The sequence below is a fragment of the Microbacterium sp. Cr-K32 genome (assembly GCF_000708345.1).
Lineage (GTDB): Bacteria > Actinomycetota > Actinomycetes > Actinomycetales > Microbacteriaceae > Microbacterium > Microbacterium maritypicum_A.
In genome coordinates this window covers 1-22881 of the sequence record NZ_JARD01000027.1, presented here as the reverse complement: position 1 = coordinate 22881, position 22881 = coordinate 1, and the positions used below count along the sequence as shown (strand labels likewise).

Below are 22881 nucleotides of genomic sequence, written 5' to 3'. Positions count from 1 at the left end.
TCGATGGTCAGTCCACTGTGTCCGCTGAGAGCGGGGACCGTGTTGTGGTCGCGGCCGAAACCAGGGGGATGCTTTGGGAGGTGGGCACAGTCCCGAGCGCGGCGTCGGCAGGCGTCCCCGCGAAATGACAGGCAGCGCCCGCCGTGCCCGCGGGCAGCGGAGGCTCCGCGATGACGCAGATCTGACGGTCGGGTCGTGCGGCCGGGCCGATCGGACACCGCGGGTGGAAGCGGCATCCGCTGGGCGGCGCGTGCGGATCGGCCGGCTCGACATCGATCGGTGCGAGCGGATCGACCGCGAGCAGGTTCCCGTGCCGGGTGGGCGCCGCCTGCAGCAGATCCCGTGTGTACGGGTGCTGCGGGTCGGCGAGCACCTGCTCGGTGGGCCCGAACTCGACGATGCGCCCGAGGTACATCACCGCGATGTGGTCGCTCAGGTAGCGCACGACAGACAGATTGTGCGAGATGAACAGCATCGTGAGGTCGAGCTCGCCACGCAGCTCCCGCACGAGGTTGAGCACGGAGCCCTGCACCGACACGTCGAGTGCTGAGGTGATCTCGTCGGCGATCACGACCTCGGGCCGGGCGGCGAGCGCCCTGGCCAGGGCGATGCGCTGACGCTGTCCGCCCGAGAGCGCGGCAGGGAGCGACTGCGCGCGGTCGGCGTCGAGGCTCACGAGGTCGAGCAGACGGGCGACCTCGGTGCGCCGGGCGTTCGCACCGCGGATGTCACGCGGCAGCGCCTCGGCGATCGACTCGCCGATCGTCATGCGCGGATCGAGTGAGGAGAACGGATCCTGGAACACCATCTGGATCGGGCGACGGCGACGGAAGGTCCGCACGTCCACGCCGTCGAGCGTGATGGTCCCCTCGCTGATCGGGGCCAGCCCGATCGCCGCGCGGGCCAGGGTCGACTTTCCGGATCCCGACTCGCCGACGAGTCCGACGACGGATCCGGATGGGACCACGAGCGAGACGTCGTCGACGGCGGTGAGGCCGGAACGATGCGTGCCGTAGCGCACGCTGACCTGATCGAAACGCAGCTCGCTCATCGCAGGACCGTCTCTTCCTCTTCTGCGGTCGTCTCGTCGGCGACCGTGGCGATCGCCACCGGGACCGGGGCCTCGCCGTCCACCGGGTGCCAGCACGCGACGCGGTGTCCATCGGCATCCGCCACCAGCTCGGGATCGCTCTCGCGGCAGAGATCGGTCGCGAGAGGACAGCGGGCGGCGAACGCGCAGCCGACCGGGAATGCCCCGGGAGCCGGGGGACGGCCGGGGATCATCTTGAGCGGCTCGCTGCGGTCGGCGTCGAGCTCGGGAACGACCTCGAGCAGGGCTCGCGTGTACGGGTGCCGGGCGTCGGTGTGCAGCGTGGCCGCAGGCAGGTCCTCGACGATGCGGCCCGCGTACATGACCAGCACGCGGTCGCAGGTCTGGGCGACCACGGCGATGTCGTGGCTGATCAGCAGGATGGCCGCATCGGTGTCGCGGCGCACGCCCGCCAACAGCTGGAGCACCTGCCGCTGCACGGTCACGTCGAGCGCTGTCGTCGGCTCGTCCGCGATGATCAGACGCGGGTGGTTCATGAGTCCCATGGCGATCATGGCGCGCTGTCGCATGCCGCCGGAGAACTCGTGGGGGTACTGGTGGGCGCGTCGGGTGGCCGCGGGCACCCGGACCGACTGCAGGCGTTCGATCGCCCGATCCATCGCCTGCTTCCGGGTGATGTCCTGGTGCTCGGAGGCGGCCTCGGCGAGCTGCGATCCGATGCGCCTGGTCGGATTGAACGAGGTCATCGGGTCCTGGAACACCATCGAGAGCGAGGTGCCGAGCAGGCTCCGCACCGCGCGGTCCGATGTGGTCATCAACGGCGTGCCGCAGAAGTCGAGGCGGGCGGCGGCGACATGACCCGGGCGTTCGATGAGGCGGGCGGCCGCGAGCGCGGTGAGGCTCTTGCCCGAGCCGGATTCGCCGACGACACCGATCGCCTCACCGCGCGAGATCGTGAACGAGACGCCGCGCACCGGGGTGACCCAGCCGGCCGGCGTCGGGAAGGAGACGCGCAGGTCGTCGACGAGGAGCACCACTTCTTCACCGTCGACCTGCGCGGGCTGGGCGGCGCCGGGCGTGCTCGCGCCGGGGAGCGCGACGGCGGGGAGACGGTGCCGGCGCCTGGCGGATCGTCCGCCGAGGGCTGCGGCCGCGGTCTCGCCCAGGAGATTGAACGCGAGTCCCGCGATGACGACCGCCACGGCGGGGCCGAGGGCGGCCGCCGGGTTCAGGTAGATGCGGTTCAGGCCCTCGCCGAGCAGTCGGCCCCAGTCGTATTCGGGCACCTGCACGCCGAGGCCGAGGAACGACAGCCCGGCGAAGGCGAGCAGCGCCGAGCCGGCCGCCACTGTCGCGTTCACGATGAGCGGTTCGCCGATGTTCGGCAGAACGTGGCGGATCAGGATGCGGAAGCGCGAGACGCCGGCGACCTGGGCGGCGGAGATGAAGTCGCGGCCCGCGATCGCGGCCGACAGGGTCTGCGTGAGTCGGGCGAACTGCGGAGCCATCGCGAATCCGATCGCAAGCACGGCGCCCGTGGAGCCGACGCCGAAGATGACCGCGAAGAACAGGGCGAGCAGGAGGCCGGGAAAGGCGACCGCGATGTTGACGAACCCGACGATCGGGCGTCCGAGCCACCGGGGGAGCACCGACGGCGCCGTGCCGAGGAGGGTGCCGGCGACCACCCCGATGATCACGGCGATCACCGCGAGCACCACGGAGAGCCGGGTCGCGACCAGGACACGGGCGAGCACGTCGCGTCCGAGGGTGTCGGTGCCCAGCAGGTGCTCGGCGCTGGGGCCCTGGGTGATGGCGGCCGGATTCACCTGCTCGGCCTGCGCACCCCAGATGATCGGGGCGAAGATCGCGCCGAGGGTGACGAGGAGCATCAGGCTGAGAGCCGTGATCCCGAGGGGTGAACGGACGATGCCCGACCAGGCGGTGCGTGCCGACATCATGCCTCCCTGATGGTGGAGCGAGGATCGAGGAGCGCGAGGATCACGTCGATCACGAGGTTCACGACGAGCACCCCGACCCCGTAGACGAGCACGATGCCCTGCACGACGGAGTAATCCTTGCTGAGGATCGACTGCACGATCATGGTGCCCAGGCCCGGCCAGGCGAAGACGTTCTCCACGAGCACGGTGCCGGCGACCATGCCGGTCAGGAGCAGGCCGGTGAGGGTGAGGGTCGCGGTCATGGCGTTCGGCAGCGCGTGGCGCGAGTAGATGCGGTGCGGGGCCAGACGTTTCGCCCGTGCGGTGCGGATGAAGTCTTGACCGAGCACCGAGAGCACCTCGACCCGGATGATGCGGGAGAACACGGCGATCGGTCCGACCGCGAGCGCCACCACGGGCAGCACGAGCGAGAACGGCGCGGTGTTGCCCGCCACAGGGAACCAACCCAGCGACACCGCGAAGACGTAGACGAGACCGACGGCGAGCAGGAACTCGGGAATCGCGGCCAGGATGACCGATCCGGTCGCGAAGGCGAGTTCGAGGCCACGTCGCCGCCCGCCGCGGGTGGCGACGGCCATCGTCACCCCGAGGGGGACCGAGACCAGGAGCACGAGCACGACAGCGAGCACGGCGAGCTGCAGCGTGGCGGGGAGCCGGGTGGCGATGATCTCGGAGACCGGCTGACTGGTGATCATCGAGGAGCCCATGTCGCCCGTGAACAGGCCCCCGATGTAGCGGAAGTACTGCACGATGAGCGGCTGGTCGAGGCCGAGCGCCGCGCGTCGGGCCTCGACCAGCTCGGCCGGGGCGTTCAGCCCGAGGGCAGCGCGCACCGGGTCGCCCGGCACGAGGTGGATCATGAGGAAGGCAGCCGTGACCAGCACCCACACCGAGAGCACGAACTGCCCTCCGCGCCGGACCAGGAAGGACACCCACGGGTTGTCCGACCGTGCGGATCTGATCAGTATCGCCTGCGTGGCGGTGGTGCTGGCCATCGGCTGTCTCCGGTCTTCGGTCTACTCGTACATGCGGATCGACGTGGGGTCGATGCCGTCGCCCTCGGTGAACGTCGATTTGGTCGCGAAGGTCGAGCGGTTGATGTTCGCGTACGGCACGACGCTGGTCGTCGCGTACAGGGCCTGTTCCGCGGCGCCCCAGTCGTCGCATCCTTCGCTGCCGGCCTTGGCGGATGCCGCGGTGACGGCGTCGGTGTACTCCGGGTTGTCGATGGAGGCGAAGTTGGTGCCGTTGGGCGGTGTCGGACCGGAGTAGAACGGCACGAGCATGCTGGGCAGCGAGACCGTGAGCGGTGCGGCCGAGATGTCCCAGTCGCCGGTGGAGAACAGGGTCTCGCTCAGCGTCGGGGAGTCCACGGCGGCGACGGTGATGTCGACTCCGAGATCCTTCCACGCGGCCTGGGCGAGCTCCGCCGACGCGTTGCCGGCGTCGCCGAGCTGCGAGGAGTAGATCATGCGCAGCGTCAGCGTCTCGCCGTCCTTGGTGCGCACCCCGTCGCTGCCGGCCTTCCACCCGGCGCTGTCGAGGGCGGCGGCGGCGGCCGTCGCATCGAACTCCGGCATGAAGCCCGTGAGCACGTCGGCGCGGCAGGGGTTCGGCGACACGGTCACGAGACCCGTCGGAACGGTGCCGGCGCCGCTGCCGAGCACCTGGCGCATCTGGTCGAGGTCGAGGGCTTCGATCAGCGCTTCGCGCACGGCCTGATCAGCCGTGGGGCGTCCCTCCGCCTGATTGAAGATGAACTGCCCCGCCGGGGTCGGGATCTCGGTGTGGAACAGGCCCGCGTCCTTCAGGCGCTGGTTGTCGGGGCCGATCACGAGAGCGGCGTTGACCTCACCGGAGAGCAGCAGGTTGGTGGCGGTCGTCTCGTTCGGGACCACCCGGAACACCACCGCGTCGGGGAGACCCTTCTGCTTCGGGTCCCAGTCGTCGGGTCCCCAGGTGAAGTCGTCGCGGCGGGTCAGCGTGTACTGGCTGTTCGGCACGACCTCGGTCATGGTGAACATCCCGGTCGCGCCGGCGCCCTTCGCGAGCGCATCCGGGTCGTCGATCACCGAGCCGCAGACGATGGAGATGCTCCCGATGTTCTCGATCAGGAACGAGTCCGGTCGTCCGCTGGTGACCGTCACGGTGCCGGTGGCGTCGTCACCCACGGCACTGGTGCCCGGCTGCACCTGCAGCCCGACCAGAGGAGAGCCGTTGGCGGGGTCGCCGATGTGGGTGATGTTCGCCGCCACATCGGTCGCCGTCAGCGGGGTGCCGTCTTCACAGGTGATGCCGTCACGCAGCGTGAAGGTCGCCGTGGTCGTGTCCGCCTCCCAGGAGTCGGCGAGGCCTGAGGCGATGCTGCCGTCCTCCAGCACTTCCACGAGCCGTGCGTAGAGGAAACGGTCGATGGATCGCGCCACCGACATCACGGTGACGAACGGATCGAGACTGCCCGGATCGGTGGAGATCACCGAGGTGAAGGTCTTGCCGTCGGCGAGCACGCCGTCGGCGCCGTCGCCTCCGCTCGGTGGGGCGCCCGCGGCGCAGGATGTCAGGGCCAGCGCCGCAGCGCCGAGCAGCGCGATCAGCGGGGTACGAGAACGCATCAGAAGCCTCCAGCAGTGTTCGGGATGGTGCAGGTGGGTCGTGCAGGGGGAGTGCGGTGGTGCAGGGGGAGTGCGGATCAGACGGTCTGTGTGCGCAGGGCCTCGACGGCGGCGAAGGCGGCACGGCCGATCGAGGCGTCGACGAGCGGCTGCCGGTCGGCGAGCGAGGCGGCCCGGGTGAACACGGCCACCGCGTACCGACGGCCGTCGGGATAGGTCACGACGCCGGCCTCGTTGCGCCAGGTGGGCAGCGTGCCGGTCTTCGCGGCGATGCGCACCTCGCCGGGGAATCCGGCGGTCAGCCGATGCGGCCAGATCTGCAGCGCCATGATGTCGCGCGCCTGACGGCAGGCCTCGGCCGGGGCTGCGGTGTCGGTCCACAGGGCATTCAGCAGTGTGGTGACATCCCGCGGCGTGGAGTGCGAGGTCCGCAGCGGCTGCACCGCGTCGAGCGCGAGGATCTGCTCTGCGGTCGCGCCGGTGAACAGCTCGTCCAGGTGGCTGTCCGTGGTACCGCCGAGGTCGGCGATCACCGAGGCGAACAGGTCTTCGCAGCATCCGATGAGTCGGGTGTCCGCCAACCCCAGGTCGGCGATGACCCGGTCCACCGCCTCGGTTCCGAGGCGGTGGTAGATCACGTCGGTGGCCGCGTTGTCGCTCATCGACATCATGTTCAGCGCCAGGTCGCGCCAACTGGCCTCGACGTCGTCCGCGAAGCCGGCGGTGCCCACACCGCCGATCCGGTAGCGCGCCGTCACGGTCGTGCGGGCCGTCGGGTCGAGCTCGCCCGCGGCGACCGCCCGCACGTAGGCGGTGAGCACCAGGATCTTGAAGACCGAGGCGAGCACCACCGGATCGTCGGCGCCGACGGTCACCTCGGGACCGTCGGCCACGCCGATCTCCCGCGCGTGCAGGAAGCCCATGGCTCCCGCGCCGGCGAAGATCTCGGCGATCTGCGCCGACGTCTCGGATGCCGGGGTCGTCGTGATGGTCACGCGTCCACCCGGCGATCGGCGCGTCCGGTGTGCAGGTACAGCGCGCGGCCGCTGCCGTCGTCGCCGACGAACGCATGCGGCATGTGCATGCCGTTCTGCGGTTCGCGAGGGAGCAGGGTGTCGCCGGCCCAGCCGACGAGCTCCACCGGTTCGGGAGCCGGACCCAGCTCGGCGAAGATGCCCTTCATGGTGCGCTCCAGCCAGATGCGACCCTGGTCGTCGACGCGCACCGTCGAGTCGGAGACCGACGACGAGTAGGTGCCCAGCACCCGTTCGAGGTCGATCGGCACCGGTGACTCCGGAACCGAGGGGAGCGCGGGTACGGTGACCCCGGCGAGAGCCGCCAGCACCTTCGATGTGATCGCGTGATAGGCGTCGACCGTGCGCCCGCCGTTCGTGAGCACGGCCACCGCGACCCCCGCGCCAGGGACCATCCGCAGGAACGCGTTCTGTCCGATCGTGCCGCCGTCGTGCCCGATCACGGGTCCGCCGTCCCAGTCGAAGATCTCCCAGCCGAGGCCCCAGGCATCGCCCATCAGGCCGAGCTCCGGCAGATCGACCTGCCGCTCCTGCATCGCTCGCACGCTCTGCTCCGAGAGCACCCGCGTGCCGTCGGCGGAGACCCCGCCGTCGAGGTGCATGCGGGCGTAGGTCACGAGGTCGCGTGCCGTCATGGCGAGCATCGATCCGGCCGGGGCGTTCGAGCGCACCAGGCTCCACACCGGCGCGGGGACCGGCTCATCGCCGCTCTCGGCGGGGATGTGCCCGAGCGCTGCACGGAACATGATCGCCTCGGCGGCCGTCGTGGCCACGTGCGTGAGGCCCAGCGGGGCGGCGAGATGCGTGCGCAGCGCCTGGTCGTACGACGTGCCGCGCAGCACCTCGACGATGCGGCCGAGCACCACGAATGCGGCGTTGTTGTACGAGAAGCGCTCGCCGGGGGCGAAGAGCTGCGGAGCGTCGGCGATCGTCGCGAGATACTTCTCGACCGCGTCATCGCCGACACCCGTGTCGTTGAAGAGGTCGCCCTCGAACCCGCTCACGTGGCTCAGCAGCTGGCGGGGGGTGATCGCGCTCGCCGCCGCGTCATCGCCGATCGCGAACGCGGGCACGGTGTCGCGCACCGGGGCATCGAGGTCGAGCAGACCCTCGTCGACGAGCTGCATGATGAGCGTCGCGGTCCACGTCTTCGTGATCGAGCCGATCTGGAAGTCCGAGTCCTCGTCGGCTTCGACGCCGGTGTTGCGGTTGAGGATCCCGGCTGCGGTGGTGAAGATCTCGCCACCGGCCAGGATCGCGACGGATGCCGCGGGGATGTGCGCGTCGGCCAGCATCGTGGGAAGGTTCTCCCGCACCCAGCTGCCGATTTCGTTCAGGTCGGACACGTGCGCTCCTCTTCGTCGAGTGGGGCCGTCGTCTTCGGGCGACGGCGATGGGGCCGAGACTATTCGCGTGCTCCATCGCCTCGTTGGTGCCCGGCGACGAGACTTCCCCAGACCTTGGTGCGCTCGGACGAAGGATCGGCGGTCAGCGGCGTCGCACGGCGCGCATGCCCACGTGGAGCAGCTCGGGACCACCCTCAGTCGCGTCGAGCACGCGCCCGACGGGCTGATCGGCGTCGGTGATGAGGGCGCCGTCGGCGCGCACGCGCAGCCGCAGCGGCGGGCGGGCCGGGATGCCGAGGGCGGCGATGTCCTCACGCAGCACCATCGCGAACTCGAGCGCATCGCCGACACGGGTGACGTCGTAGCGCCACTGCCCGGCGTCGTAGGTGCCGACCATCTCCTCGAGCAGCTCCACCGCGTGCAGCTCTGCCGTCTCGGGGGGCTTCTCGATGCCGCGAAGCCGTGCGAAGCACCAGTCGACGAGCTGCGCCCCGAGCGCCTTGCCGCTGCCGCTGTTGGTCAGCACGGTGACGGCCAGGTCTTCCTCCGGAGCCATCACGAACTCGCTCAGCTGCGTGTCGGAGATGTTCCCCCCGTGCATCACGACGCGAGCCGAACCGTGTCGGCTGAGCAGCCAGGGCAGACCGATCGCGTCGATGGGCGGACCGGCGGCGAGGTGGGGCTGCTGCATCAGGAGCCGGGTCGCGTCGCCCACGGGTGGCGTGCCCTCGGACTCGCCGCGCATCTGGAAACGGGCGTAGGTGAGCTGATCGCGCACCGACGACACGATGCCGCCCTCGGCCGCGATGTCGCGAGTCAAGGGCCAGTGCGGGAACGTCGCCATCGCTCCGTTCTCGCCGGGGACGTGCCCCACGGCATGGGGGCGAGCGATCACGTCCCACGGGAAGAAGAACGTCTCCGTCATGCCCAGCGGATCGAGGACGACGCGCTGCACCGCCTGCTCGAACGTCTCATCCGTGATCGTCTCGATCACGCGACCCAGCAGCCGGATGCCGGCGTTGCTGTACGAGGCGATGGTACCGGGCGCGAAGAACTGCGGAAGATCGGAGAAGGTGGCCACGTTGCGGGCGAGGGCGTCGTCATCCCACCCTGGCCGATCATCCGCGTCACCCAGGAACCCTCCGGAATGCGTGAGGAGGTGCCGGATGCGCAGCGCCGCGAGGGCCTCCCCGTCGGCGAGACGAAAGTCGGGGAGCACGTCGACCACGCGTGTGTCCAGGTCGAGCGCGCCGTTCTCGACCAGGTGCATCGCGACGGTTCCCGTGAAGGTCTTCGAGGTCGAGCCGACCTGGAACAGGGTGCTCTCCGTCACCGCGGCGCCGGTATCGACCGCGGCGACGCCGGTCGTCGCGATGAGCTCCCGATCCCCGTCGATCACACCGACGACCGCGCCGGGGACGCCCAGGTCTGCGGCGGTGGCGTCCAAGAACTCCTGCAGGTCGTCGTTCATGCGGCATCCCCTCGTACGGCGCGGCCCGGTAGGGCTGCGGTCACGATCTCTCCTTCGTGCACGACGCGAGTGCCGTGGACGTAGAGCTCCCGAACGCCCCGCGACGGTCGGATCGGGTCGGCGTAGCTCGCCCTGTCGGTCAACGTCGTCGGGTCGATCACCACGATGTCGGCATCCGCGCCGACCGCCAGATGTCCCTTGCCCCGCATGCCGGACGAGACCTCGTCCAGGACCCGCGCGGGGAGGAACGAGCAGCGGCGGAAGGCCTCGAGCCAGCTCCACGTGCCGCTCTCGAGAACCATGAGCCGCAACGACTTCGCGAAGGTGCCCGCGGTGCGCGGATGAGTGTGGCCGCCCGCGGGGAGCGGCCAGTCGCGCTGTTCGTACACGGTGCGTCCGCCGCTCGCGTTCCACGAGATCGGCATCGCATCGCTCGCCACGATCGAATCCGGGTAGGCCAGGGCGCGGTGCAGGTGTGCGCGGTCGAACGGGTCGCCCTCGTCGAGGAACGTGACGATGCAGGTGGCGCCGGGGTCCGTCGCGCGTACCTCGCGCAGGCGGGCCTCATCGGCGATGCGCTCGCCGGTGTCGACGAGCACGAGAGACCGTGGAGTGATGCCGAGCCCTGGGAGCTTCTCCGGCGCCAGGAAGAAGGCGCCGATCGCCGTGCTGCCGGCCCCGTAGGGGTACGCCTCGACGGTGACGCGGGATCCGGCGGCGCGGCTGCGGTCGAGCAGGCCCAGCACGCGGTCGACGTGGCGCAGCGAGGTGCTGTTCACATGGCAGTGGTGCATCGCGGCCCCTGTCTCGGCAGCGGCGCGCACGAGCTCTTCCGAGCCGTCGATCGGCGTGCGGGGGTCGGCTTCGATCAGCTCCCGCACGTGCGTGAAGGTCGGGGCGTGCGCTGCGGCGGCCAGACGTGCGAGGTCGAGATATTCGTCGGGATCGGACCGTGGTGCGTATCCCATGAGAACGCCGATGCCGAGAGCCCCCGCCCCCAGCTCGTCTTCGAGCAGACCGAGCCAGCGGCGGCGTTCCGCGGGGGAGGAGGAGCGCTGCCACTCGGGCGTGCCGAGCAGATCCATCGACGCGGTGAAGTCGGCGACGGGCACCCGGTCGAGGTGCGCGTATGCCCGTGCCTGCGACCAGGAGGCCGAGAACCCGTAGTTCAGGGGGCGCCCGTCGGCCGCGGCGCGCGCGAGGGCCTCGGCGATCGGCATGAGCCCTGCTTCGAGGTCGAGGGCGGTGGTGACACCGTCCATTGCCTGCAGCCGGTGCCCCGCGATCGAGTGCACGTGGCTGTGCAGGTCGACGAAACCCGGCCCGATGATGAGGCCGGCGGCATCGACGACCTCGCCATCGGGTGGCGCCGTGAGCCCGTCGCCGACCGCCGCCACCCGCCCGCCCGCGATCAGCAGATCGGTGATCCGGTCGGTCTCCGTCTTCGGGTCGATCACGCGCCCGCCGCGCAGCAGAGTGTCCACGTCGTCACCATGCCATGCGGGCCGGAGCGGATCCGGTGCCGCCCGACGAAACCGGGGGGTCGTTCCGGTGCCCGGGCACAAGCCGTTCGGCGACGGTCCCGCCGTCGAGAGGTGCACGCGCCGGCGTCGACCGACATAATGTAGTGGGGATGTGACCGTGCACACGCAAGGAGGCAAGTGATGTCCACCGCCTCCGAGCGTGCGCGGCTGCCGAGTATCCGCGACGTCGCGCGACTGGCCGGGGTCTCGCATCAGACGGTCTCCCGGGTGCTCAACGATCATCCGAGCATCCGGCCCGAGACGAAGGCCAAGGTGCTCGATGCCATCTCGGTCCTCGACTACCGGCCGAACCTCGCCGCGCGCGCCCTGGTCACCAGCAAGTCGAACATGCTGGGGATCCTGTCCGCGACGATCGGCGAGTTCGGACCCACCTCGTCCATCGCCGGCATCGAGGATGCGGCGCGGGAGGAGGGCTATTCGGTCTCGACCCTGAACCTCGCCGACACGACGCCGGAGGCGATCGGCCACGCGGTGCGGCAGCTGTCGCGTGAGCAGGCCGACGGCATCGTGGTGCTCGCCCCGCAGGTGCGGGTGTTCCATGTGCTGCGCGGCATGTCGGTCGACATGCCGTTCGTGACCCTGCAGACGGCTTCGGGTTCCGATGGCGTGAGCCTGTCCGCCGATCAGGTCGCGGGTGCCAAAGCGGCGACCGAGCACCTGATCTCGCTCGGTCACAGCGACATCCTGCACCTGGCCGGCCCCCAGGACTGGATCGAGGCGGAGTCGCGGATGCGCGGCTATCTCGACGGTCTGCGCGAGGCCGATCTGCCGACGTTCCCGCCGATCCGCGGCGACTGGACGGCCGACTTCGGTTACTTCGCCGGCAAGGAGCTGTCGCTCCGGCGTGACTTCACTGCGGTGTTCGCCGCGAACGATCTGATGGCGATCGGGCTGATGCACGGTTTCCGTGATTCCGGTGTGCGGGTGCCGCACGATGTGAGCGTCATCGGCTTCGACGACATCCCGGTCGCGGCGCACGTTGCTCCCACGCTCAGCACCGTGCACCAGGACTTCCCCGAGCTCGGTCGTCGAGCAGTGCGCATCCTGCTCGCGCAGATCCGGGGGGAGCAGCCGCCGACGTTCGGGCCGCTGCAGACGATCCTGCGCGCGCGCGAGTCCGCCGCGATCCGCTGACGCGTTCCGTGCAGCGCTGGCGCGCCGCTCGAATTCATCGAATCCTTTCGATCCGTGCCGTCGCGTGGTGGATCGAGATGGCGCCGGCAGCAACAGTGTCACGGTCCGGATTCGAATTGCCGGTGCCGACTTGACACCGGTCCCACGGAAGACGACGATATACCGATGTGAACGGTCACATCGAAGGTGACCGCACGTCGCGAGGAAGATCCGTGAGCACCACAGCAACGTTGCCTACCGTGTCAGGCCCCATCCTGGAGATGCGCAGCATCACCAAGGAGTTCCCTGGGGTCAAGGCGTTGGCCGACGTCTCCATCACCGTCCGCGCCGGCGAGATCCACGCGATCTGCGGGGAGAACGGCGCCGGGAAGTCGACCCTGATGAAGGTTCTGTCCGGGGTCTACCCCTACGGAACCTACGACGGCGAGATCCTGCTCTACGGTGAGGAGCAGCGGTTCAGGGACATCGCGGCCAGCGAGCAGGCGGGTATCGCGATCATCCACCAGGAGCTCGCGCTCATCCCCGAACTCTCGGTCACCGAGAACATCTTCCTCGGCAACGAGATCCAGCGCGGCGGACGCATCGACTGGACGGCTCAGAAGGAGCGGGCCATCGAGCTCCTCGCCCGCGTCGGGCTGAGCGAAGACCCCGACGTGCCGATCAAGACCCTCGGCGTCGGCAAGCAGCAGCTCATCGAGATCGCCAAGGCGCTGAACAAGGACGTCAAGCTGCTCATCCTCGACGAGCCGACCGCTGCCCTCAACGAGAACGACTCGCAGCACCTGCTCGACCTGATCCTGGGGCTGAAGGCCAAGGGCATCGCGTCGATCATGATCAGCCACAAGCTCAACGAGATCGAGCAGATCGCCGACGAGATCACGATCATCCGAGACGGCCGCACGGTCGAGACGCTCGACATCTCACGCGGGGAGATCAACGAGGATCGCATCATCCGCGGCATGGTCGGTCGTTCGCTCGAGAGCCGCTACCCGGATCGCACCCCCGAGATCGGCGAGGTGTTCTTCGAGGTCAAGGACTGGTGGGTGCAGCACCCGACCGTGCCGGAGCGCATGGTCGTCAAGGGCTCGAACATCAACGTGCGCCGCGGCGAGGTCGTCGGCATCGCCGGTCTCATGGGCGCGGGTCGCACCGAGTTCGCGATGAGCATCTTCGGGCGCTCCTACGGCACCTTCCTCTCCGGCACCCTGATCAAGGACGGCCAGGAGGTCGCCCTGCACGACGTCGCCTCGGCGATCAAGCACGGGCTCGCGTACGTCAGCGAGGACCGCAAGGTGCTCGGACTCAACCTGCTCGACACGATCAAGCGGTCCATCGTCGCGGCGAAGCTCTCGAAGATCGCGCACAACGGCGTCGTCGACTCCCGTGAGGAGTTCTCGGTGGCTGAGCGCTATCGCAAGGCGCTTCGCATCAAGACGCCCTCCGTCGAAGAGGGTGTCGGCAAGCTGTCCGGTGGGAACCAGCAGAAGGTCGTGCTGGCGAAGTGGATGTTCACCGACCCCGACCTGCTCATCCTCGACGAGCCCACGCGTGGCATCGACGTCGGTGCGAAGTACGAGATCTACGCGATCATCAACGAACTCGCGGCTCAGGGCAAGGGCGTCATCGTCATCTCCAGCGAGCTCCCCGAACTCCTCGGCATCTCCGACCGCATCTACACCGTCTTCGAAGGTCGGGTCACCGACTGCATCCCGGCCGACCAGGCGACACCTGAGGACCTCATGCGCAGCATGACCTCCGCGACCCAGAAAGCATCCGCATGACCACCGACACCACCGCAACGAAGCGCGGCTTCCACTTCAAGGACATCACGAAGATGTTCGGGGGAGGGCAGTCGACCCTCCGTCAGTTCGGCATCCTCGGCAGCCTGGTCGTGATCCTGGTCGTCTTCCAGGTGCTGACGTGGATCTTCAAGGGCACCGGACTGACGCTGTCCTCCGGCAACCTGATCAACGTCGTCAACCAGTACTCGTACATCCTGATCCTGGCCATCGGCATGGTGATGGTCATCATCATGGGTCACATCGACCTCTCCGTCGGATCCGTCGCCGCGTTCACGGGCATCGTCGTGGCCAAGGCCATGCAGGACTGGAACCTCCCCTGGCCGTTGGGCATTCTCCTCGGTCTCGGTGTCGGCGTGCTGGTCGGTGCCTGGCAGGGATTCTGGGTCGCCTACGTCGGGGTGCCGGCGTTCATCGTGACGCTGGCCGGCATGCTGTTCTTCCGAGGGGCGAACCAGGCGGTGGGCGACTCGCTGTCGATTCCGGTGCCGCAGGGCTTCAAGGTCATCGGCGCGGGATACCTTCCCGAGCTGTCGTTCATCCCGGTGCCCTTCAACGTCTTCACCATGCTCCTCGCTCTCGCCGGCGTCGCGTGGATCGTGTTCTGGGAGATCCGCACCCGTCGCATCCAGCACAAGATGGGCGCCGACATGGCGCCGCTCTGGGTGAGCGTCACCAAGGTCGTGCTCATCTCGGTCGTGATCCTCGTCGCCGGTTGGCTGTTCGCCACCGGGCGCGAGGGCACCAGCTTCCCGATCTCGGGCATCATCCTGCTGGCCCTCGTCATCCTCTACTCGTTCATCACGAACAACACCGTCTTCGGTCGCCACATCTACGCGGTCGGCGGCAACCGGCAGGCCGCGCGACTGTCGGGTGTGAAGGACCGCTGGGTCGACTTCTTCGTGATGATGAACATGTCCGTGCTCGCCTCGTTGGCCGGCATGATCTACGTCGCCAGGGCGACGGCCTCCGGCCCGCAGGACGGCAACGGCTGGGAGCTGGATGCCATCGCCGCTGTCTTCATCGGTGGCGCAGCCGTCTCCGGTGGAATCGGAACCGTGATCGGGTCGATCATCGGTGGTCTCGTGATGGCGTTCCTCAACAACGGCCTCGCCCTCCTGGGCGCCGGAGCCGACGTGGTCTCCATGATCAAGGGCCTCGTGCTCCTGTTCGCCGTCGGGGTCGACGTCTGGAACAAGCAGCAGGGCCGCCCGTCGATCATCGGATTCCTCACGCGTCGCTTCGGCCGCAAGCAGGACCCGGCGACCGACACGTTCGATCCGACCAAGACGAACTACCCCACGAGCCAGAAGTACGAAGCCCCCGCCGTCGAAGAGACGCGCGGATAGTAGGGGCCCAGGCGCGTACCGCACGCGCACCTGGACCTTCACACACCAGAGAAAGAGATCACATGAAGAAGATTCTTCTGTCGGCGACAGCGCTTGTCGTCGCGGGCGCCTTCGCCCTCACCGGCTGCTCCTCGGAGCGCGGCGGTGACACCGGTTCCGGATCGGGGGACGAGGCCAAGGGCTTCGCCGCCGATGCCACGATCGGCGTCGCCCTTCCGGACAAGACCTCGGAGAACTGGGTCCTCGCCGGTCAGCTGTTCACGGACGGCCTGGAGAAGGCCGGGTTCAAGGCTGACGTGCAGTACGCGCCGGCCAGCAACACGGTCGCCGAGCAGCAGAACCAGATCCAGGCGATGGTCACCGGTGGCGCCAAGGTCATCATCATCGGTGCGAAGGACGGCAAGCAGCTCGCGACGCAGGTCGAGGCCGCCCGTGACGCCGGCGTCACCGTCATCGCCTACGACCGTCTGATCGAGAACACCGAAGCCGTCGACTACTACGTCGCGTTCGACAACTTCAAGGTCGGTCAGCTGCAGGGTCAGGCTCTGCTCGACGGGCTCGCCGAGCGCGCGGGTCATGAAGCTCCGTACAACATCGAGCTGTTCTCGGGCTCGCCCGATGACGCGAACTCGGCCGTGTTCTTCAACGGTGCGATGGACGTGCTTCAGCCGAAGATCGACGACGGCACGCTGAAGGTCGTGTCCGGTCAGACCGAGATCGCCCAGACGGCGACCGAGGGCTGGAAGGCGGAGAACGCACAGCGCCGCATGGACTCGATCCTGACGTCGACGTACAGCTCCGAGACGCTGGACGGCGTCCTGTCCCCGAACGACACCCTCGCTCGCGCCATCATCACCTCGGTGCAGGGTGCGGGCAAGCCGGTCCCGGTGGTCACGGGTCAGGACTCCGAGGTCGAGTCGGTCAAGTCGATCATGGAGGGTGTGCAGTACTCCACGATCAACAAGGACACCACGCTCCTCGTCGAGCAGTCGATCAAGATGGTCGGCCAGCTGCAGAAGGGTGAGAAGGTCGACGTCAACGACACCGAGCAGTACGACAACGGCGTGAAGGTCGTTCCGGCCTACCTGCTCGACCCGATCATCGTCACGAAGGAGAACGCGGCTGAGGCCTACGCCAACGTCCCGAGCCTCCTCGAGATCGTGAAGTCGTACCAGTAACACGCACCCTCTTCACGACGCTCACCGTCGTGGAACGGCGAGCCGTCCTGACCTTCGGGTCGGGGCGGCTCGCTCGCGTTCGGCACCGGCGTGGTCCGTCCGCCGCCTTCCTCAGCCGCGAAGGGCGCGGGTGGCCTGGCCCGTGCGCTGCAGAGCATCGACGGTCTCGGCGTATCGACGCTTCGCGACGCCGATGAACAGGCAGTCCACGAGCGTGAGTTGGGCGATGCGGCTCACCATGGCACCGGCGCGGAAGGTCGATTCGCGCACCTCGGTGAAGAGCGGGTGATCGGCCGCACGCGCGAGGGCAGAATCCTTGGCCGAGGTGACAGCAATCGTGGCGGCACCGCTGGCGCGTGCGGTCTCCAGGAAGCGCACCGTCTCGAGTGTCGAGCCCGAGTGCGAGAAGCCGATCGCGACGGTCAGGGCGGTGGGGAGCACCGAGACGGCCACGGCTTCGTGCGGGTCTGCCGGCATGTGCGCGTTCCGACCGACGCGCAGGAGTTTGTGGGTGAGGTCTTCGGCCACGAACCGACTGGCGCCGAGCCCGTAGAGGAGGATGCGGTCGGCGCGGTCGAGCGCATCGACCGCGGCTTCGAGCACGGCGAAGTCGAGACGGGCGACGGTCTCCTCGATCGCCAGCAGTTCGAGAGCCGCGACCTTCGACACCGCCTCCTGCAGGGTGTCGTCGTCGGAGATCTCCGACCCGTAGGCTCCGCGTGCCGAGAACTGCGCCGCCTCCTTGCCGAGCTCGGCGGCCAGGGCCATACGCAGCGGCGCGTAGCCGCTGAAGCCGATGGCGCGGCAGAAGCGCACGACCGACGCGACCGAGGTCTCGCATTCCGCGGCCAGCTCGTTGATCGTGTTGTCGATGACGACCGAGGGGTTCTCCCGGACGACCAGCGCGATGCGGGCGAGCGACGGCGTGAGCGTGGAAGCCGCGGCTTCGATCGTCGACTGGATGCTCATCGGTCCTCCATCGTGCGGTGCCGCCGGTGCGGTGAAAATTCTTTTTGCAGAGTCTACTTCGCATGTAGTCTCTTTTCATAGCCTTTTTCCGCCGATCCGAGGAGAGCCGATGAGCGTGCAGAAGAGCGCCTCCGTCGATCTCGGCAAGTCGCGGTGTCGTGTCCTGGTCTCCGACGCCGAGGGCCGGATCGAACGTGACGGTGTCGGCGCTCCCGGCCTGGCCGCAGCAGGCGGGGTGGCCAGCGCGTTCGACGCCATCCTCCCGCTCCTCGAGGATGATCGGCTCGACGTGATCGGCGTCGGTGCCGCGGGGGCGTGGATGGCGCCGGAGGCTGCGCAGGAACTGTCTTTCCGGCTCGCGGCCGCGAGCGGTGCGGCGGTGGCCGTCGCCTCCGACGTGGTCACGGCCCACGCGGGTGCGCTCGACGGGGCCGGGGGAGTGCTCCTCATCGCGGGCACCGGAGCGGCGGCGCTCGGCATCGACGCCGACGACGCACGGCTCATCGACGGCTGGGGGCCGGAACTCGGCGACTTCGGCAGCGGTTCGTGGCTCGGGCGCGAAGCGCTGCGTGCGGTGCTGCGCGCCGACGACGGGTTGGCGCCGGGCACAGTGCTCACCGAGGCCATCGCCGAGCCCGTCGGCGCGGTCACCGACATCCAGTCCTGGCTCGCGGGCGGCGGTCCGCTCCCTCGGCGCCTCGCGACGCTCGCCCCGCTCGTCCTCGACGCCGCGCAGTCGGGCGACGTCGTCGCCGGCGCGATCGTCACCGAGGGGATCCGACTGCTCACGGCGACGGCGTCCGCCGCGTCCGCGCTCACGGCCGACGTCGTGCTCCATGGCGGACTCACCGCGCATTCGTGGTTCCGCGAGTGCCTCACCTCCTCCCTGCAGGCTGCCGGGCGTCGGGTCGTCCCCGCGCGCGGTGACGCCCTCGACGGTGCGCTGCTGCTCGCACGCCGCACCGACCTCCCCCACGAAAGGTTCGTCCACCGTGCCGAATGACGATTCCCGCCTCGCCGCCCTCCTCTCCGTGCTCGACCGTCTCGACACCGAGGCCTCGACGACCGAGCGCGGCGACCTCGACCTGCTCGGCACCGCTGAGCTCGTCCGGCGCATGAACGCCGAGGACCGGCGGGTGCCCGAGGCCGTCGCCGAGCACGCCGAGGAGATCGCGGCCGCCGTCGACGGCATCACCGCGCGGTTCCGGCGCGGGGGGCGCCTCATCTACATCGGCGCCGGCACGGCAGGCCGTATCGGCGTGCTCGACGCGAGCGAGTGCCCGCCGACCTTCGGCACCGATCCCTCGATGGTGGTCGGTCTGATCGCCGGCGGAGAGACCGCGATCCGCTCGGCCGTGGAGAACGCCGAAGACGACGACACCGCCGCGGAGGCTTCGCTGCGGAGGCTCGCACTCTCGGAGAGCGACACGGTGGTCGGCATCTCGGCATCCGGCCGCACCCCCTATGTCGTGGGAGGGCTGACATACGCGCGCAGCGTCGGCGCCTTCACTGTCGCGATCGCCTCGAACGCCGACTCCGAGATCGGTACGGCCGCCGAGATCGCGATCGAGGTCGTCACCGGTCCCGAGTTCATCTCCGGATCCACTCGGCTCAAGTCGGGCACCGCGCAGAAGCTCGTCGTCAACATGCTCACCACGCTGTCGATGATCAACCTCGGCAAGACATATCGAGGGGTGATGGTCGACCTGCTGGCCACGAACGAGAAGCTCCACGCCCGCTCCATCCGCACGGTGTCGCAGCTCGCCGGCGTCGACACCGATCAGGCGGCCGGGGCGCTGCAGGCGGCGGACGGCTCGGTCAAGCTCGCACTCCTCATGCTCGCCGCCGACGCGACGCCCGAGGATGCGGCATCCGCCCTCGACGAGGCCGACGGCATCCTTCGCGACGCGATCGCGGCACTCGCCTGATCTTCATACGCACCTGATCTCGGCACGCACCTGCGTCTCGGGCGCTGGGCGCGGTGTTGATTCCGGACGCCGGACGTGGCCCTGGGGTGCTCCTGCGTCAATAGGATTCGGGTGTGGATGATCTCGTTCCGGCGGCGCCCTGGTTGCTCGTCGGTGCGGCCGTCGTCGCGGCGGTGGCCTCGCTGATCGCTGGGCGCGCCGTGCCGTGGCAGGGTCGACAGGCCGTGCTGGTCATGGCGGCCGCGATGCTCGTGGCGGCGCTCGCCGGAGATGCCCCGATGGTCGGTCTGGGACTGGGGGTCGTGCTTCTGCTCTCCGCCATGCTCGGCACGGTGGGGGTGCGCGGAACCTCGGCTGCCGGCGAGTGCTTCCGTCGTGCGCTCATCGCCCTGCTCCTCGCCGTCTGCGCGTTCGAGAGTGCGGTGACAGGCGAGGCTCCAGAGGCCGGTGCGGGGGCGCACGGAGGTCATGGAGGTCTCTCGGGGCTGCTGTCGGTCCTGATCGTCGCCGGCGTGATCGGCGTGGTGCTGTGGACCGTCGTGGCGGACTGGTTCGTCGAGCCCGTCCATCACGGGCGCACCGCGCGACTGGTCGCGACCGAATCGTGGGCGCTGGCCGCCGGGGTCGCCCTGATGTGCCTGGCGACGTGAGGGGAGTTCCGGGTTCCGATAGCGTGGCGGCATGCCCCTCGCTCTGATCACCGGTGCCGCCCGTGCCGACAGCATCGCCGCCGGCATCGTCCCTCGACTGCGCGCCGCCGGATGGACCGTCGTCACCAGCGACCTGCACGATGCCGACCACCCGGCCGACCTCTCGACGCACGAGGGACCGGAGGCGCTGATCGCCGAGGTCACCGCCGCGCACGGACCGATCACCGCCCTCATCCTGAGCCACGCGCACGACGTGGAGTCGGGCATCCTCGACACGACCGCCGAGAGCTTCGACCTGCACGTCGCCGTGAACGCGCGGGCGACTCTGCTGCTGATCGCCGCGTTCGCGCGGCAGATCGGCGACGATGGGGGAGTGATCCTCGCGCTCACCAGCGACCACGTCACCGGCAACCTCCCGTACGGCGCATCCAAGGGTGCCCTCGACCGCCTCGTGATCTCTGCGGCGCGCGAGCTCGGTCCGCGCGGGATCTCGGCGAACGTGCTGAACCCCGGCCCCATCGACACCGGCTGGATGGACGACGAGACGCGCACGGGTCTGGCCGGGATGACGCCCCTCGGGCGCCTCGGGCAGCCGGCGGACGTGGCTGCGGTGGTGGAGTTCCTCGTGTCGGACGAGGGGCGCTGGATCTCCGGGCAACTGCTGAAGTCCGACGGCGCGTTCTCGGCGCAGTACTGAGGGGTGCGGGGCGCTCGATCAGTCGGCGGCGCTGGCGATCGTCAGTGCCCGCCGCCGAACTCGATCATCCCGACCCCGACGGCGATGAGTGCGACGCCGACGGCCATCATCGCCGAGAAGTGGTCCTTGAAGATCACTCGTCCCAGCACGGCGGTCAGTGCGACGCCGGCGGCGGCCCAGATTCCGTAGGCGACGCCCACCGGCATTCCCATCGCCAGGATCGTGCCGAGCAGTGTGAATGCCGCGAGGTAGCCGACGACGATCACGGGGATCCAACGGCGACGTCGCAGCCCCTCGGATGCGCGCAGACTCAACGTCGCGGTGACCTCGCTGGCGATCGCGAGGGAGAGGAGCAGCCAGGTCACGGCGCCACCTCCCTGGTCTCGCGCGTGTGGGAGCCGAGCTCGACGAGCAGCACGCCGACCACGATCACGCCGACGCCGACGATCTGCACCGGTCCCAGCAGCTCGCCGAACAGCACGGTGCCGAGCACAGCGGTCAGCACGACTCCGATCGCCGACCAGATGCCGTACGCGACCCCGACGGCCATGCCGCGATCGAGCACCACCGACAGCAGCCACAGTGAGCCGGAGTAGCCCAGAACCACGACGATCAGCCAGAGCGGATGTGTGAACCCTTCGGCCGCGCGTAGTGAGAGGGTCGCGGTGACCTCCAGTGCGATCGCGAGCAGGAGGGGCGGCCAAGCCGAACGGCGAGGGCGATCTGTCATCGGGGGCCTTTCGTGGAGGGTCCGAGGGGGAGAACGCGAGGGCGGCGTGCAGGATTCCCGGCGCGTGTGGAATCGATGGCGGTCGAGAGCGGGACGGGAGCGGGCTGTCGACGTCGGACAGGAGAGGGATCGTGTCACCGCTGATATGCCGGCATGCATTCGAATATAGCTTCGAATGTCGGTGGTGGTCGCGGTAAAATCGAGTATGTCGAATTTGACCGCGTTGCATGAGGCGATGTCTCGCTTGGATGAGGTGTGGGCGGGTGTGGGGGATTCGGGGGAGTTGTCGCGGGAGCAGTTGGTCGTGGTGAGCGCGTCGATCGGGGTGTTGCGGCGTCGGTTGGATGCGGTGCATGTGTCGGTGGCGGCGTGTATTGCTCGGGAGTCGCGTGCGGAGTTGGGTGCGGGGAGTCTGGCGAAGCAGCAGGGTTTCCGTAGTCCGGCGACGTTGATCGCGGCCGCGACGGGGGTGTCGACGGGTGAGGCGTCGCGTCTTGTCAGGGTGGGTGAGGCGACGGCGCCGCGGAGTGATCTTCTGGGGGTGCGTCTGCCGGCGAGGTATCCGTTGGTGAGTGCGGCGTTGGATGCGGGGGTGCTGGGGGCTCCGGCGGCGGCGGTGATCATCGCGGCGCTGGATCGGTGCCGGGTTGTGGCGGGGGTGGAGCGCGTCGCTGAGGGGGAGCGGATGCTGGTGGAGAAGGCGTCGGGGCTCGCGCTCGATGGTGTGCGCATGCTCGTGGTGCGGGTGGAGGCGTGGCTTGACCCGGATGGGGTGGAGCCGCGTGAGGAAGAGTGCCGTGGCAGGCGGGCGTTGTCGCTGTTCGAGCGGGACGGGATGGTGCATCTGAACGCGGTTCTCGATGTGGAGACCGCGGCGCCGGTGGTGACGGCGATCCGGGGGTTCGTGACGGCGGTGTTCGCGGCGCGGAAGGATGCTCCCGATGCGGGCGCTCCTGATGGGGATCGGCGGACGGTGCCGATGATCCAGGCAGATGCTCTTTCGGTGTTCTGCGCGCATGTGCTCGGGTGCGAGCGGCGGGTTCCGGTGGCGGGTGCGAGGGTGATCGTGCGGGTGGGTCTGGATGATCTGGAGGCCGGGACCGGGTCGGCGACCGTGGATGGTGTGGATCAGCCGGTCAGTGTCGGGGCGGCGCGGCGGATGGCGGCCGGGGGTGGCGTGATCCCGTGTGTTCTCGGTGGGGACAGTGAGGTTCTCGATTGGGGGCGGGAGAAACGGTTGTTCACCCGGGCGCAACGGCTGGCGTTGGTGGAGCGTGACGGGGGATGCGCGATGTGCGGATTGCCGCCGGAGATGACGAGGGCGCATCACATCCGCTGGTGGACACGCGATCGCGGGCCGACCGATCTCTCCAACGGGGTGCTGCTGTGTGAGACCTGTCACCATCGCATCCACGACAACGGGTGGGAGAT

The 22881-nt window shown here is 69.1% G+C and carries 20 protein-coding genes; 9 read left to right on the top strand and 11 right to left on the bottom strand.

What is annotated here, in order from left to right; all coding sequences use genetic code 11:
• Positions 1 to 7: 7 nt before the first annotated feature.
• The 8 genes from GZ64_RS0113430 to GZ64_RS0113395 form a co-directional block, all read right to left on the bottom strand.
• Positions 8 to 1051 carry an ABC transporter ATP-binding protein gene (locus GZ64_RS0113430; protein WP_021199891.1) on the bottom strand — a complete coding sequence of 348 codons (1044 nt, stop codon included), beginning with the start codon at positions 1049 to 1051 and terminating at the stop codon, positions 8 to 10.
• The gene (locus tag GZ64_RS0113425) at positions 1048 to 3006 is read right to left on the bottom strand and encodes a dipeptide/oligopeptide/nickel ABC transporter permease/ATP-binding protein (protein ID WP_021199890.1); all 1959 of its coding nucleotides are present in this window, start codon (positions 3004 to 3006) and stop codon (positions 1048 to 1050) included. Before GZ64_RS0113425 ends, GZ64_RS0113430 begins: the two co-directional genes overlap by 4 nt.
• Entirely contained in the window at positions 3006 to 4004 is a 999-nt protein-coding gene (locus GZ64_RS0113420) for an ABC transporter permease (protein ID WP_051668055.1), read from the bottom strand. Before GZ64_RS0113420 ends, GZ64_RS0113425 begins: the two co-directional genes overlap by 1 nt.
• A gap of 21 nt (positions 4005 to 4025) precedes the next feature.
• Positions 4026 to 5621 carry an ABC transporter substrate-binding protein gene (locus tag GZ64_RS0113415; protein ID WP_029267046.1) on the bottom strand — a complete coding sequence of 532 codons (1596 nt, stop codon included), beginning with the start codon at positions 5619 to 5621 and terminating at the stop codon, positions 4026 to 4028.
• Between the two features lie 77 nt (positions 5622 to 5698).
• Complete coding sequence (locus tag GZ64_RS0113410; protein ID WP_231479899.1) at positions 5699 to 6616, bottom strand: serine hydrolase; 918 nt, start codon at positions 6614 to 6616, stop codon at positions 5699 to 5701.
• Entirely contained in the window at positions 6613 to 8001 is a 1389-nt protein-coding gene (locus tag GZ64_RS0113405) for a serine hydrolase domain-containing protein (protein WP_029267044.1), read from the bottom strand. The genes GZ64_RS0113410 and GZ64_RS0113405 overlap by 4 nt, the downstream gene beginning before the upstream one ends.
• Before the next feature lie 142 nt (positions 8002 to 8143).
• Entirely contained in the window at positions 8144 to 9472 is a 1329-nt protein-coding gene (locus tag GZ64_RS0113400; RefSeq protein WP_051668052.1) for a serine hydrolase domain-containing protein, read from the bottom strand.
• The gene (locus GZ64_RS0113395; protein ID WP_029267043.1) at positions 9469 to 10956 is read right to left on the bottom strand and encodes an amidohydrolase family protein; all 1488 of its coding nucleotides are present in this window, start codon (positions 10954 to 10956) and stop codon (positions 9469 to 9471) included. The genes GZ64_RS0113400 and GZ64_RS0113395 overlap by 4 nt, the downstream gene beginning before the upstream one ends.
• Before the next feature lie 180 nt (positions 10957 to 11136).
• On the opposite strand from GZ64_RS0113395, the gene GZ64_RS0113390 reads away from it, so the two are divergent.
• The 4 genes from GZ64_RS0113390 (at position 11137) to GZ64_RS0113375 (ending at position 16476) form a co-directional block, all read left to right on the top strand.
• A complete protein-coding gene (locus GZ64_RS0113390; RefSeq protein WP_021199883.1) occupies positions 11137 to 12150 on the top strand; it encodes a LacI family DNA-binding transcriptional regulator in 1014 nt (337 codons plus the stop codon).
• 167 nt (positions 12151 to 12317) lie between these two features.
• On the top strand, positions 12318 to 13931 hold the full coding sequence (gene mmsA / locus GZ64_RS0113385; protein ID WP_416338464.1) for a multiple monosaccharide ABC transporter ATP-binding protein: 1614 nt from the start codon (positions 12318 to 12320) through the stop codon (positions 13929 to 13931).
• On the top strand, positions 13928 to 15298 hold the full coding sequence (gene mmsB, locus GZ64_RS0113380) for a multiple monosaccharide ABC transporter permease (RefSeq protein ID WP_021199881.1): 1371 nt from the start codon (positions 13928 to 13930) through the stop codon (positions 15296 to 15298). Before mmsA ends, mmsB begins: the two co-directional genes overlap by 4 nt.
• Before the next feature lie 62 nt (positions 15299 to 15360).
• Positions 15361 to 16476 carry a substrate-binding domain-containing protein gene (locus GZ64_RS0113375; protein WP_021199880.1) on the top strand — a complete coding sequence of 372 codons (1116 nt, stop codon included), beginning with the start codon at positions 15361 to 15363 and terminating at the stop codon, positions 16474 to 16476.
• A gap of 111 nt (positions 16477 to 16587) precedes the next feature.
• Here the strand turns inward: GZ64_RS0113375 and GZ64_RS0113370 are convergent, their stop codons facing one another.
• The gene (locus tag GZ64_RS0113370; RefSeq protein WP_029267042.1) at positions 16588 to 17445 is read right to left on the bottom strand and encodes a MurR/RpiR family transcriptional regulator; all 858 of its coding nucleotides are present in this window, start codon (positions 17443 to 17445) and stop codon (positions 16588 to 16590) included.
• Positions 17446 to 17554: 109 nt separating this feature from the next.
• Between GZ64_RS0113370 and GZ64_RS0113365 the strand changes: the two genes are divergently transcribed.
• From GZ64_RS0113365 to GZ64_RS0113350, 4 genes are all read left to right on the top strand, one after another.
• The gene (locus GZ64_RS0113365) at positions 17555 to 18448 is read left to right on the top strand and encodes an N-acetylglucosamine kinase (RefSeq protein WP_029267041.1); all 894 of its coding nucleotides are present in this window, start codon (positions 17555 to 17557) and stop codon (positions 18446 to 18448) included.
• Complete coding sequence (gene murQ / locus GZ64_RS0113360; RefSeq protein ID WP_029267040.1) at positions 18438 to 19373, top strand: N-acetylmuramic acid 6-phosphate etherase; 936 nt, start codon at positions 18438 to 18440, stop codon at positions 19371 to 19373. The genes GZ64_RS0113365 and murQ overlap by 11 nt, the downstream gene beginning before the upstream one ends.
• 113 nt (positions 19374 to 19486) lie before the next feature.
• The gene (locus tag GZ64_RS0113355; RefSeq protein WP_029267039.1) at positions 19487 to 20023 is read left to right on the top strand and encodes a hypothetical protein; all 537 of its coding nucleotides are present in this window, start codon (positions 19487 to 19489) and stop codon (positions 20021 to 20023) included.
• A gap of 31 nt (positions 20024 to 20054) precedes the next feature.
• A complete protein-coding gene (locus GZ64_RS0113350) occupies positions 20055 to 20720 on the top strand; it encodes an SDR family oxidoreductase (RefSeq protein ID WP_021199875.1) in 666 nt (221 codons plus the stop codon).
• 41 nt (positions 20721 to 20761) lie between these two features.
• On the opposite strand, the gene GZ64_RS0113345 is transcribed toward GZ64_RS0113350, so the two are convergent.
• Both GZ64_RS0113345 and GZ64_RS0113340 read right to left on the bottom strand, forming a co-directional pair.
• Positions 20762 to 21085 carry a DMT family transporter gene (locus GZ64_RS0113345; RefSeq protein ID WP_029267038.1) on the bottom strand — a complete coding sequence of 108 codons (324 nt, stop codon included), beginning with the start codon at positions 21083 to 21085 and terminating at the stop codon, positions 20762 to 20764.
• Complete coding sequence (locus GZ64_RS0113340; protein ID WP_029267037.1) at positions 21082 to 21450, bottom strand: DMT family transporter; 369 nt, start codon at positions 21448 to 21450, stop codon at positions 21082 to 21084. The genes GZ64_RS0113345 and GZ64_RS0113340 overlap by 4 nt, the downstream gene beginning before the upstream one ends.
• A gap of 175 nt (positions 21451 to 21625) precedes the next feature.
• Here GZ64_RS0113340 and GZ64_RS0113335 point away from each other — a divergent pair.
• Positions 21626 to 22881 (top strand): HNH endonuclease signature motif containing protein (locus GZ64_RS0113335; protein WP_231479824.1); only part of this gene is annotated, 1256 nt, incomplete at its 3' end.

Bases quoted from the DNA above. Each gene is read 5' to 3' on its own strand.
- GZ64_RS0113430 (WP_021199891.1), bottom strand. From the start codon at position 1,051: ATGAGCGAGCTGCGTTTCGATCAGGTCAGCGTGCGCTACGGCACGCAT.
- GZ64_RS0113425 (WP_021199890.1), bottom strand. From the start codon at position 3,006: ATGTCGGCACGCACCGCCTGGTCGGGCATCGTCCGTTCACCCCTCGGG.
- GZ64_RS0113420 (WP_051668055.1), bottom strand. From the start codon at position 4,004: ATGGCCAGCACCACCGCCACGCAGGCGATACTGATCAGATCCGCACGG.
- GZ64_RS0113415 (WP_029267046.1), bottom strand. From the start codon at position 5,621: ATGCGTTCTCGTACCCCGCTGATCGCGCTGCTCGGCGCTGCGGCGCTG.
- GZ64_RS0113400 (WP_051668052.1), bottom strand. From the start codon at position 9,472: ATGAACGACGACCTGCAGGAGTTCTTGGACGCCACCGCCGCAGACCTG.
- GZ64_RS0113390 (WP_021199883.1), top strand. From the start codon at position 11,137: ATGTCCACCGCCTCCGAGCGTGCGCGGCTGCCGAGTATCCGCGACGTC.
- mmsB (WP_021199881.1), top strand. From the start codon at position 13,928: ATGACCACCGACACCACCGCAACGAAGCGCGGCTTCCACTTCAAGGAC.
- GZ64_RS0113375 (WP_021199880.1), top strand. From the start codon at position 15,361: ATGAAGAAGATTCTTCTGTCGGCGACAGCGCTTGTCGTCGCGGGCGCC.
- GZ64_RS0113370 (WP_029267042.1), bottom strand. From the start codon at position 17,445: ATGAGCATCCAGTCGACGATCGAAGCCGCGGCTTCCACGCTCACGCCG.
- GZ64_RS0113365 (WP_029267041.1), top strand. From the start codon at position 17,555: ATGAGCGTGCAGAAGAGCGCCTCCGTCGATCTCGGCAAGTCGCGGTGT.
- GZ64_RS0113350 (WP_021199875.1), top strand. From the start codon at position 20,055: ATGCCCCTCGCTCTGATCACCGGTGCCGCCCGTGCCGACAGCATCGCC.
- GZ64_RS0113340 (WP_029267037.1), bottom strand. From the start codon at position 21,450: ATGACAGATCGCCCTCGCCGTTCGGCTTGGCCGCCCCTCCTGCTCGCG.